Origin of the sequence: Tolypothrix sp. PCC 7601, from assembly GCF_025677855.1 — a bacterium.
Taxonomy (GTDB): Bacteria; Cyanobacteriota; Cyanobacteriia; order Cyanobacteriales; family Nostocaceae; genus Aulosira; species Aulosira diplosiphon.
The window spans coordinates 790891-803562 of the sequence record NZ_CP064879.1; the positions used below are offsets into that span (position 1 = coordinate 790891).

General features: G+C 37.1%; 8 protein-coding genes. All 8 read right to left on the bottom strand.

Annotated elements, in window-relative coordinates:
- Position 1 precedes the first annotated feature (1 nt).
- Positions 2 to 4834: a hormogonium polysaccharide biosynthesis protein HpsA gene (hpsA, locus tag HG267_RS03200; RefSeq protein WP_045874375.1), complete on the bottom strand. Its 4833-nt coding sequence runs from the start codon at positions 4832 to 4834 to the stop codon at positions 2 to 4.
- A gap of 697 nt (positions 4835 to 5531) precedes the next feature.
- The gene (gene rpmB, locus HG267_RS03205) at positions 5532 to 5768 is read right to left on the bottom strand and encodes a 50S ribosomal protein L28 (RefSeq protein WP_045874377.1); all 237 of its coding nucleotides are present in this window, start codon (positions 5766 to 5768) and stop codon (positions 5532 to 5534) included.
- Positions 5769 to 5897: 129 nt separating this feature from the next.
- Positions 5898 to 7883, bottom strand: coding sequence for a molecular chaperone HtpG (htpG, locus tag HG267_RS03210; RefSeq protein WP_045874378.1), 1986 nt, complete (start codon positions 7881 to 7883; stop codon positions 5898 to 5900).
- A gap of 486 nt (positions 7884 to 8369) precedes the next feature.
- Entirely contained in the window at positions 8370 to 9443 is a 1074-nt protein-coding gene (locus tag HG267_RS03215; RefSeq protein WP_096621599.1) for a hypothetical protein, read from the bottom strand.
- A gap of 27 nt (positions 9444 to 9470) precedes the next feature.
- Entirely contained in the window at positions 9471 to 10241 is a 771-nt protein-coding gene (locus HG267_RS03220; RefSeq protein ID WP_045874380.1) for a class I SAM-dependent DNA methyltransferase, read from the bottom strand.
- Positions 10242 to 10245: 4 nt separating this feature from the next.
- On the bottom strand, positions 10246 to 11064 hold the full coding sequence (locus HG267_RS03225) for a TIGR04325 family methyltransferase (RefSeq protein ID WP_045874381.1): 819 nt from the start codon (positions 11062 to 11064) through the stop codon (positions 10246 to 10248).
- Positions 11061 to 12176, bottom strand: a complete 1116-nt coding sequence (locus HG267_RS03230; RefSeq protein WP_045874382.1) for a DegT/DnrJ/EryC1/StrS family aminotransferase — start codon at positions 12174 to 12176, stop codon at positions 11061 to 11063. The genes HG267_RS03225 and HG267_RS03230 overlap by 4 nt, the downstream gene beginning before the upstream one ends.
- Positions 12176 to 12616 (bottom strand): hypothetical protein, encoded by a 441-nt coding sequence (locus HG267_RS03235; protein WP_045874383.1) that lies wholly within the window; start codon positions 12614 to 12616, stop codon positions 12176 to 12178. The genes HG267_RS03230 and HG267_RS03235 overlap by 1 nt, the downstream gene beginning before the upstream one ends.
- Positions 12617 to 12672: the final 56 nt, after the last annotated feature.

Genomic DNA, 12672 nt, shown 5'->3' on the forward strand with positions numbered 1-12672 from the left:
ATCAAGGGCAGCTAGGACGTTGGTCTGAGCTAATAGCATAATTGTAGTTAGTGCCATAGTTAGTAGCAGGGCTGTAACCAACAGTACTGGGGTCAGACGGGTCATCGTATTCAGCAGCACATAGCAAAGTTTTCACCCAGTTGTCATCTCGTGGCACTTCTCTGTAAAACTCATTGGGAGGGTTAAGTGTTGGTGCTGTGAAGCGCTGAGAGAACAAATCAGGTAACTGAGTCAGCAAGGCGACATCGTAACCCCACAGACGGTTAGGTGGCGAGTAGAAGGGCCCAGAACCTACACCACTAGAATTATTTATGTCGCCTGACAAAGATACGCTAGTTGTATAACTTTGTGGGTATTTAAAAATACTTGTCTCGGTACCACTATTATTAGTCAGGACTTGGAAAGGTGCTGACGCATAGGAACTGCGTTTAAACTCAATGAAAGAGCCATTAGCTTTATGATTTTTCCCGTAAGAATCTACGTTTATATCCCAGCGTTCTAAGTAACGTACAAAGTTCTCTAAACCACCACCAGATTCATTTGTACGGCTTGGGCTGTCACCTTGAGCAAATACAATATTGGTTTGTGTTTCCGTTGCATTTTGTAACCAATTAGTTTTAGCACGATTTATTAGATCATTAGGGTTACCTCTAGATGAATAAAGATTTGCTTCATCAATTGTTGAAGCGGTTGGATACTGAATTTGTAGCACTGGTACTAACAGAGGTTGATCTGTGGCTCTATTCTCAGTTAGGGTGTTGAGAAAATCTAGACGATAGTCAGAACTATAATTTTCTGCGTTACCGTTTCTATTTCTAGTTCTAAACCAGAGAGCGTTAGAAGTTCTATCAGGGTAGTTGTTAGTATCTTTATCGAAGATATCGTAGGTAAGAGTGTTGATAGTTAGAGTGCTAGAAAAAGGCAAATATTTGACTTGTCCACTAACAATACCCAGAGGAACTGGTGTTTTGTCAGAGTCCAGTACTAATGCGTTTTCTACTGGAGATGCATTTAAAGCAGTCCCATTCTTGGTAACTGTCAGACCATTGCCATACCTCAAAAATGCTACTCTTCTAGGGTATTGTTGGGCTTCTTGAGTAGCAGCTTGTGCTGTAGTACCTGCCCATAGCTTAGTTTTATCAAATGTTCCACCAGCATCAGTTATGGCTTGTAATAACTGATTTGCTTTAATTGTTCCATCGCTGTCATAACCCACTACCCAATCACCAGGTTTACAAGCTGTTACCGTTAACTTGGGGCAAATTTCCATGACATACTCAGAAAACCGCACCCGGCGCTGAATTGGAGTCACAAAGTTGTTGAAGTAAGAACTAGATAATGGGTCTGCACTAGTATTATTAGCCTGAGAATAGTATTCATCTGTAAAGTTACGACTAGTGACAAAGTTATTATCCCAAAAGCCATTTAATCTCGCAGCAACAGTTGCAGTGATGTTGCTTTCATTAAGTGCTACAGATGTGTCTGCCATGTCACCATCACCATTGACATCAAACTTAATAGCTGTTTCATCGAGCAATACTGATGTTGTATCAATATTGTTATCGTTATTAAAGTCGTAACCCACAGGATAATTACCATAATTATCTCTCAGGTCGTAGTCGCCATCATTGCGATAGCCTTCCTTGAAATCAGCAGAAAGAACGGTGATTGCGTCAGCTAGAATTGTTGCTGGTCGCCAGGTTTCACCAGTGTTACAAGTACTAAACTGTCCTGCGCGACATGCAAAGTTGGGATCAAGAGTTTGACGAGTATAGAAGTTTTGCCAGATCGTATACAGATTGTCATACGGATCTGTACTTAAAGTCTCTGTAAATTCTTCTTTGGTATGTTTATTAAAATCACCCTTAACATATACAGGCAGGTTAGATACTAAGATTAAACCTTTTTCTTCTGCTTTATAAGTAGCGTTACGGCTCAAGTCACTACCGTTAACTAGCATAATGCCGTTAGGTCGCCGAGTAGGGTCTAGCTTAAAGTCTTTAGAACTTAAATCTACATCTGTACTAGTGGCTGTATTTGGATCGTTAGTACTACTTAAATCTGGTAATGCATCATCACGAGTTGCATAGATAATGCCACTATTTGGCAATAGAAACTCTCCATCATTCTTGGCTTTTTTACTACGTAGCAAATCCATATCCAAAACTGTGGCACGAATTTCTAAAGGCTGACGTAGTTCTACATCTAAATCATATTTTTTTGAGCCTGTCTCTTTATCTATTGCCTTAATCTGTCTAGCATCAAGAAAAGTTTTTTCATAGATAGCATTATGCGGAATAACACCATCATTAATATCACTCAAAGGGTCATCCAAAATTTTCAAGGCACACATTGCAGAATCAACTGCTGATTGCTCTGAAAGGGTAAGATTTTTACTAGCTGCGATTTTATCTAAAGCATCCTTAAGTGGTTTATTTAGCAAGCGCCCATTGGGGTATTTCAATGCGGCTTGGTAGTTCAATGCTGCTTCATAACCGCTTTTTGACAGAGAAGAAAATGAGTAAACAACACCATTATTAGACTTCCTTCCACTAGATTCATTCTTGGCTGTAGTCTCATTGGTAGGGTCGTAGTAGCTGCTAACACAGGCAATGGGGGTTTGGTAATTAGTGGGTTCATTAGGATCGTATGGGTCATACTGATAGTGATAAACCGCCGTAGCTCGCATTTGCAAGTAGGGTGTATGGTCATCAGGTAAACCTTTATTCTTAGTATCCACGCCCATAGCCATCGTATCTGGCCAGACTATTTCTTGGGTACTGGTAAAAGTGTGGTTAGCGGGATTGTAATCTTTCGGCAAATAAATTCCTGCACCTGTTACCACTCGCAAACCCCCGACAACATCAAGCGGGCCTGTGGGTTCTTGTGTTGCGGCTTTTTCCCAGAAACCATCCCTATCTGTCACCCCTAAGTCATCTAATACACTAGCTTGGGTGAAACGCTGGCGAGTATTAGTGGTGTCATCCCATTCTTTATCAACAATATCTTGCCCTGTTTCTGAACTAACAAACGCAGAGCCTTTGTACCAATATTGAGGTAGTCCATTACCAACTAAAACGCGATCGCCAATCTTATTTTCTTGAATTGGAGTTTGGGTTTTGAGAGTTGTAGGGTCTGTTGCTGGGAGATAAAGCTTCTTTGCTGTACTCTGTTCATGAATCCCTATCTTGGCAAAATTAGCCTCGGTTTTACCATCACTAGGATCAAAAGGGAAAACCCATTCATCTACTGGACGTAGAGAATTACCAGAGTCGCCATCAGCAGGAAACGGATTAGTACTTGTATAGTCATAAGTTGTTCCTGTAGCAGGAGGTTGTTTCAGTGCATTTTCACCAACACCCACCTCTTTATAAGGAACACGCCTTGTCCGCTTTTTAAAGTAAATTGTTAGCTGTTTATTTTGTGCTGTCTCTGGTTCGAGAGTGGCATCATTTGCCATCGCGTTCTTAATTCCCTCTTTAACCTCATCGGGAAGAGACGAATTTGGGGGATCTGTAGCTGGATACAGCGCATTTGTTGCCTCTAATAAACGCGCAATTCGTTGAGCATAAGCCTCATCGTTATAAGCTGCATCATTTCCGTAAACGCCTGATGGTACTGTTTTATTTTCATTATTAATGTAATAGGCAGAATCATTTGGAAATCGGGGTACATCATAAGGTCGCTCATCTTTAAATAAATCTACTTGTACGCTCTTCTGAGTATTATCACTTGTATCCGATACACTACTTTGATTAACACGGGTATTAATTAAGTTACCAGCAACAATAATTTTGCTATTTTCTTGTGCGTAGTAACAAGAATAGGGACTGCTCACCAAAAAATATCTGATTATACCACCATATTTTTTGTTAAATTCTGTTAGCAAGTTACCGTTAGTAAATATCCGTCCGTTGATATTAAAACCGGCTCCTGCTGCAATTTGTAAATCGTTGTCGTAGATGACTGCGTTGTTGGTTAATGGAAGTCTCTCCCGGTCTTGCTGATACTCTAACGATGAAAAGCCTTTGTTACCTGTAAATTTTTCGTATTTAGTATTATCTAAATTGTCTAAATCTGTGATGGGTACTGTAGTTGTATAAACGAAAAGGCTTCTTTTCAACTTACTACCGACTTTATACCAGCCTTGGCTACCTACTAAATCAGCACTAGTAGCAACATTACTTGCACATTTATTAGTAGTAGCCCCTTCATCCATAGGTTGCGCTCTTGCTTCCAGAGAACTTCTTGCCCTATTGCTAGTGGGTGTCTGAAAGTAAATACCGTAGAGAGTAAAGCTATCAAACTTACCATCATTATCTGTATCAACAGGATATTTCCAGACAGATGTTAGAGTTTCATCGTCAGCAATAGAATTATCACTGTTTACATCTTTAACTAATTTTAATTGTGTCTCATCACCAAAAGTATATTCAGCAATGTTACCTTCAATAACTTGCTTCAATGAAAAGTCTGAAGGAGTTGAACGTGGCAATCTAGGGTCTTGAAAGAGTTTATCTAATTTTGATTTTGCCCGATCTAGAGCTGGTGCAGATGCTCTAAGAACAATTTCATTGACTCGAACATTACTAGCATTTTTGGATCTTTCAAATGAGCGGAATAAAATTGCAGTCGTTAGTAGGACAACTACTAACGCTACCATTGCCACCGTTGGTAATACAAAACCAGCATTGACAGATCCGCGTTTTCTCCTGGTAGTAAAAATAGCCCGGAGCAGCCAAATAATTTGCTTTTTGGTTTTAGATAAACACTTGCGGGTAAAATTTTTAAGGAGTTTTGTTATTGCCTTAACTAGCTGGCGTTTTCGACTCATAACTGCTTTCCTGCCAAGTGATTTTACGGTGGTATTAAATTTTTAGCTATTGCTAACTATTTTTTGATAAGTTCTGTTGAGCTAATGAGAAATTTTGTTTATGTAGTTAGTCACTATATTTTTACCAAGACAAAATATAGTGGCGCTGCCATAAATATGATTAATTTGGATTGATTTGATTTTTATATCATGGGTAAAGTTTGCTTTATTAATCGGAAAATACGGATTTTTTCAAAATTATTTAATTCCGGTCAAATGATGGAACGTAAAGCTGTAACTTCACATTAACTTTGTAAAAATCTAGTCATCTGCAAGCAACTTCATGAAGATAGTGTTAGGAGAGTAAGCTTATATTACCCACCTAATGACGGAAAACTATCAGTCAGTCGTTAAAAATATTAAGCAATTAAAAACCTCCCCAATTTGGGGAGGTAGTAGAGCCAGTATTCTCAGAATTAGCTATAACCTTGGCATTAACCTTGAACGCCAATCTTTTTTTCAGAAGCTGATACCATTTCGCTTTTTGATTAAGACTTGGCGTTGCTGAATGCAAGCTACAAAACAAAAGTCATTTTTGGCATTTAATCCACGCTAGCGGATGTTGTTAGTTTAGCCCCAGACTTATAGCTTGTAAGCCATAGGACTTGAGTGTATAAGGCAGCTTTGAGGATATTTAGCCTATTTCAAAAAATTGATGTTAGTAATGATTCAAGTTAATCCCAGCTTCTTTGGCCATTGCTTCCAAACCTTTAGTTTCTAAGGTTTTGATTGCTTTGGTAGAAAGCTTCAGTTTCACCCAACGATTTCCACTAGGCCACCAAACACGCTTGTTTTGTAAATTTGCTTGCTGAAGGCGCTTGGTACGGCGATGGGAGTGAGACACAGAAAAGGCATTATTGGCCTTCTTACCAGTTAATTCACAGCGACGAGACATAGTAACTATCTCCAAACTACTATTTCAAGACAACCTTTCTATTGTATGAGCTTTGGCGTAGATAATGGGTAACACCCCAAATTTTGGATGCGTTAGGAACGTAACGCATCCTACAACAATTTTGATGATTTAATGATTTACTTGTTCTGTCAGCTTGGTTAACACCTCATTTGAGCGCTCAACAAAGGATTTCATTCCTTCACCATCAAAGCCTTTCTGAGACATTAACGCTAAATCGTAGACATGCTGGCAAATCATGTTCACTAATTGTGCTGTTGGGGATAAACCATCTCCTTGGATAATACTACCTTGACTGAGATTAGCCAGATTTTGAATTAGGGGATGAGCAGTATTAACCAGTAAAATATGGTCTTCGGGAAACTCTGTAGTTTGCTGCTGCATCATCGCGTTCATTTCTCGCAGACGACGGAGAATTTCTGGTAGTAGTACCATTGCAGGTGGAGTTCCCTGAGGATTATCCGATTTCAACGCTTCTGTGCGGATATTGACTTTGGGTTTATTGAGAGCTTTTTCAAATAATTCTTTGATGACTTCACTTTTAGTTTTGTTGGTTGTGGGGTCTACAATTTCCCCAGATTTATCATCCAACAGGGTATTATCTAAGTCTGAGTCTACCCGTGTGAATTTTACATCGTTATATTCCCGTTCTAGGAAGTTGATGAAGTGGGTATCGATGAAGGAGTCCATAAATAGGACTTCTAAGCCCTGATTTTTATGTAATTCTACGTAGGTGGCTTGTGAAGCTTCATCAGTGCAGTAGAAAACTTTATTTTCGTGGCGTTCCTTGTTGCGTTCTAAGTATTCTTTCAGAGTGGTGTAGGGAGTGCTAGTTGCTGAACCCTCAGTGCTGGGTGCATTTGGGGTAACATCTTGCCAAACATCTCCTTCTTGGGACTGGACTTCAACTGCTGGAGTTGACGCAGGGTTTTCGGCAACTTTAGCAGTGCTGCGGAAGACAATGATGTCTTCAACTTGTTTTTTGAATTTATCATCATTGAGCACACCAAACTTCACAAAAGTGCCGAGGTCTTTCCATGCACTGATGTATTGTTCGCGGTTATCGCGGTAAAGTTCTTTTAAGCGATCGCCTACCTTCTTAGCAATGTAGTCACCAATTTTGCGAACAGTGCGATCGCCTTGTAGGGCGCTACGTGATACATTTAAAGGAATGTCAGTACTATCAATTACACCCCGCATAGGCATGAGGAATTGGGGAATAATTTCTTCGCAGTTGTCGCTGACAAAAACTTGATTGCAAAATAGCTTAATCTGTCCCTTAGTCACATCGACATCGGGTCTCATTTTGGGGAAATACAGAATCCCATTAATGATGAAGGGATAATCTGTATTCAGATGTACCCATAGCAGAGGTTCTTCTTGAAAAGGATAGAGATAGCGGTAAAACTCTAAATAATCTTCCTTGCTGAGATTATTGGGAGATTCTCGCCAAGGTGCTTTTTGCTGATTTAAAACTTCACCTTCCAGCTTGATTGCTACTGGCATGAAGTCGCAATATGTCTTAACAAGAGTCTTAATCCGTGCTGATTCTAAATATTCTTCTTCTTCCGCTTGCAGAGTCAGGGTGATGGTAGTACCGTGAGTTGTCCGGGATGATTCTTCTAAAGTAAACTCTGGTGAACCATCACAAGACCAGTGTACTGCTTGCACACCTTCTTGGTAGGAGAGGGTATCAATTTCGACCTTTTGCGCCACCATAAAGGAAGAATAAAAGCCAAGACCGAAGTGACCGATAATTGGTTGGTCTGATTTGCCTTGATACTTGTGAATAAATTCTTCAGCACTAGAGAAAGCAACTTGGTTGATGTATTTCTTTACTTCCTCTGCGGTCATTCCGATACCGTTATCGGAGATAGAGATAGTCTTGTTATTTTTATCTATGGCTATTTCAATCTCTGGTTCGCCAATCTCCCCAGTATATTCTCCAGCACGGGATACCATCTTTAGTTTTTGAATGGCATCTACAGCGTTAGATACTAGTTCCCGCAAAAAGATTTGGTGGTCTGAGTAGAGAGACTTCTTAATAATCGGGAAAATATTTTCAGTATGAATACTGATAGTGCCTTGTTCTATCATAACCTAATTTTAGATAAAAGTCGCTTGTTGAGGATTCTAAGGGTATAGTTTAGTGCGATCGCACTAGTTGAGAGGATTGTTTACCCCCATTCCGAAATGCGGATTTCCCTACTTCTTTTATCCGGTTACACAACTTAAACAATACACAAAAATCTTCTTTATTGTCCGCTTCAAGTAAACTAGACTGTGCTACTTCTTGTCTAAGACCTGTGTAACTTTCTATAACAGGCCAGGCGTACAGATATTCCTAAAACATTTCATAGATATGACAGACTTGTAAAAAAGTTAACATTTATTGCTAAACTCAACCTAGTAACGTTTTATTAAGATCTGATTAGTAAAGAAAATCTTAAGGATACCCAATTAATTGCTGGGTAAGAATTTCAGCGAATAAAAGCTAGAGTGTCCCAAATTTCTGAACCCCTTACAAAACAAAAATTTTACTCTAGGTTACAAATTAGCTCTAATTTTTGGTATTCTTAATTTTTATTCTAAAAAAAGAAGTAGCTTTTCAGTATATTTTTTTATATTAAATGAGTGTTCAAACAATTGAATACAGTTCCCTGAATATTCCTGATAACTATTTTGGATTTTCTGTATTGCTGGAACTAACTCATCAATATCTTTTATAGCCACTCCTATTTTATTTTCTTCTACATATTGCTGCAAATTAGTTTTAGTTTTCACAATTACTGGCTTGCCACATCTAATAAACTCTACAAGTTGGCCTGATGCTTTGGATATGTAGTAGTGGTTTACATCTCCTATAGCATAACCAATAAAACCAATATCACATAACTGAATTATTTCAGACAATTTATCTGGAGGTACTCTAGAAGAGTTAATATGTGGAGAAACTTCTAAACTTTTAAGTAATATTTCTATCTCTGGAGTTAAAAAACCTTGAAGAAATAAATTAAACTTCTCTAAGTTCTGCTGATGGCATATTATTAATTCATTACTAAATCGCCAATTAGCAATAGTCCCACTTTGCATAATTATAGGAAGTTGGGATTTACAACTGTATTTATTTTGCAATTGTATTGGTGGTAATGATACTGGTAAAAAGAAAACACTATTTGGCATTCCATCGTAACTAATACTCTTTAATAATGCCTCTAATCTTTCTGAATCCTGAATTATTATTTTTTGATTTTTATGCAGAGTCTTTCTGGTGATTAAAGCAATATTTTTTTGCACTAACTGCTGATTCTTTTTCTCATCATAACCAACAAAATCCTGGCTCCACAAAATAGTTTTATTTTTAAAAATTAAATCAGAAATAATATACAAAAAATTATCAATAGCTAATACAAATTTATAATTTTGATTTTTCTTTGTATATAAATCCATTAAGTCTTTTAAAATATTTATGACTGGCTTATAATTACCTTCTTTAAGTTTTTTATTAAATTGTTCTGTCCAAATACCACGTTCATGTCCATAAAAGTAATCAATGTCATAATCAACAGACAGTTCATTAATCAAATGTCTGATATGAGGGTATAAATCATCATCATTAGGAAATGGACTTACTAGTAATATCTTTTTATTGTTCATAGATTTTTAATTAAAAATAACCATATTTTAAAATAATTTGACAATAAATACGCTACCCCATGTATTGAAGTTTAGTGGTTTACCTGACATCCATTCCATATGATCAATTATTTTTAAACCCATATTATTTAATAAAAATTCTAGTTCAGGTTTAAACAAGTAGCGCATTTGATGAGTTTCTCGAACTTCTTTAATAGCATCGCTATTTTTATCTTGAATAAAGATTTGATAATTAACATCTACCAAATTTTCATTAGGATACATCTTAGGTTCAGCAATTCTAGTCACATAAATTTCTGAATCTTCTAGTCGTTTGACCCGAACCTCTGGTGGTTCACTTAATACAGCTGGCCCATACCAAATATCAAAAATGAAAATTCCTCCGGGTTTGAGATGTTCTTTGACTGTAGCAAAAGTTGCTAGTAAATCTTCATTTTTTGTTTGGTAGCTGATGACATGAAACAAAGATAAAACGACATCAAAATTTTTATGCAATCTAATTTGGCGAATATCCCCATGAAAAACTTGCAATTTGGAAGCTAAATTTTTGGGTATTTCACAAATACGAGTTTTAGCTTTTAGTAACATTTCTTCACTAAAATCTACTCCGTCAATTTGATAACCTTCTGCAGCTAAAAGTGCTGCATGTTTAGCTGTACCACACCCTAGCTCTAAAAGAGTTTGTGCTGCTGGTAAATAGGTTTTAATTAGCCTATGAACAAACTGAACTTCTGCTGCATAGTCTTTATCGCCGTAGAGTAAGTCGTAGTAACGTGCATAGTTAGCAAATATAGTCATTACTTTAAGCCTTAAGTTTAAAATACAATCCAGAATAAAAAGGAACTGAGTTTTGTGAATGGAAAGGAATAACACAAGCATCATCCTTAGATTGCCAAATATCAATTAATTGATAACCGATGTCTGTTATCCCTTTAATAAATTTAGCTTTATTAAACACATATTGAGGATAAAAAACCTTACCTCCATTTTGTAAAGTCACAAATTCTTTGCCATTGTATAGTGGTAAACGATTGATTAATAAGTGTTTAGGTTTATTTAAATCAGTAATTTTATCTGCAAAATTTGCTACATATTGCACTGAACCAGAAGCAAGAAATATATCTTTACCTGTAACATCATTAAAATCACTACTAAAGAATAAGTTGTAGACATTTCTTTTCTCAGCTAATTGTCTGCCAACTTTGCAGATCTCTGGTAAATCACAAATCATCCATTGTAAATTTGCTGGATATTGTAAATATTTTGCATAGCTATAGAAATGAATTCCTACATTGCCACCAAAATCAAAAATTTGGTTAATTCCTTGATTTAATAGTGACCCAAGCCAAAATAAAATTGGATAATCATAGGCTGCAATAATCCGACGACGATTTTCCCAATTATTACTTTCAAGCATATTTTGATATTCTTGGGCTAGTTCTGCATTATCATACCCAATACTTTTCGTTTTAGGTGCTGCTTGCATTGCTTGTTCCAATGTTTCAAATACTCCCCAAAAACAACCATAACCATTTGTTGCAAATCGAGACTTATATTGTTTCTCCGCAAAAATTTTGTAAACTTGTTGAGTAAATGGTATCTGCTTGATAATTCTCTTCATTTAAGAATCTCTCTAATTGTTATTACTACTTGCTCAATCTGCTCATCTGTCAATGCCATTCCACTAGGAATATAAAAACCACGGCGGGCGATTCTCTCTGCTACAGGACATATAACATCTTTAAATAAACCCATATTTTGGAAAACAGGTTGTTCATGCATACACCAGAAAAATGGTCTGGTGCCAATTTGATAACTACTCAAGCGATGCATCACATATTCTGCATCAAAAGGTACACTATCGTTTAATACAAGGCCATATACCCAATAAATATTGTCAGCATAGTCAGTTTGGCATATAGGTAACTGCAACCCAGGAATATCAAGTAAAAGTTCTGTATATCTCTTTCCAATGTGACGTTTGTGAGCTACAAACTCATCGAGCCGTTCCAACTGTGCAATCCCAATAGCGGCTTGTAAATTCGTCATCCGAAAGTTCCAGCCTAATTCTTCATGCACAAAACGTTTTTGAGGTTGAAAACACAAATTGCGTAAACTACGGCATCTGTCAGCTAATTTTTGATCATTGGTGAGTACCATTCCACCCTCACCAGTTGTGATGTGTTTATTGGGATAAAAACTAAAAGTACTGATAGTTCCAAAACTACCACATGGTTGTCCTCTATACATCTGACCATGCATCTGGGCAGCATCTTCAATAATATGCAGTCCATATTTTTCAGCTAGCACCATTACTGCTTCCATATCTACAGGTAATCCATATATATGGACGACCATAATAGCTTTGGTTCTTGGTGTAATTTTCGCCTCAATCTGACTGACATCCAGATTCCAAGTTTGAGGATCACAATCTATCACTACTGGTATTGCACCGGCACGAACTATGGCAGATGCACAGGAAATGATTGTAAACGTAGGAATAATTACTTCATCTCCAAAACTAATATTTAATGCTGCAACTGCCACATCTAAAGCAACAGAACCGTTACTAACAGCAATCCCATATTTACGATTAACTCTTGTAGCAAATTGCTCTTCAAATTGTTTAATAAATGGCCCTTCCGAAGAAATCCAGCCACTGTCAATACACTCTAGTAAATATTGTCTCTCATTACCATTTAGTAATGGTTCATTTACCGGAATAGGATTCATTAATTACTCCCTTTAACTACTTTAGTTTTATCGGCAGTAACACCTACAAATCGGGTTTTATCTTGCTCCCCGACATAAGGGCCTTGCTTCACTTCAAGCATCTCGATTTCTTCTAGGACTTCAAAGCCATGTCCCCCTGTTACTAAAAGTATGGTGTCGCCTGTTTCTAGAATTCTACTTTCTAGGTATTGCTTTTCGTTGTTGTAAAAGTCTACACGCAGTTTACCCTTTTTAATAAATAAAACTTCTTGAGTATACTGTACATTTCTAGCTACAGGATTATGAACATGGGGTTGAATAATTGTGTTCACCGGATGGTGCATATAGGCCAATTGTTGAGAAAGTTCATTAGGTGTAAAAAAGTGAATGCCCCTTTCATCAAAATGCCTGGGAACAATTATGGCTAAAATTTGACCTTGATAGAGAATTTGTTGAATCACTTTGGTTTTTCCTTAAAATCAAAAAGCTGTTATTGTGGTATTAATTACTTAATAAA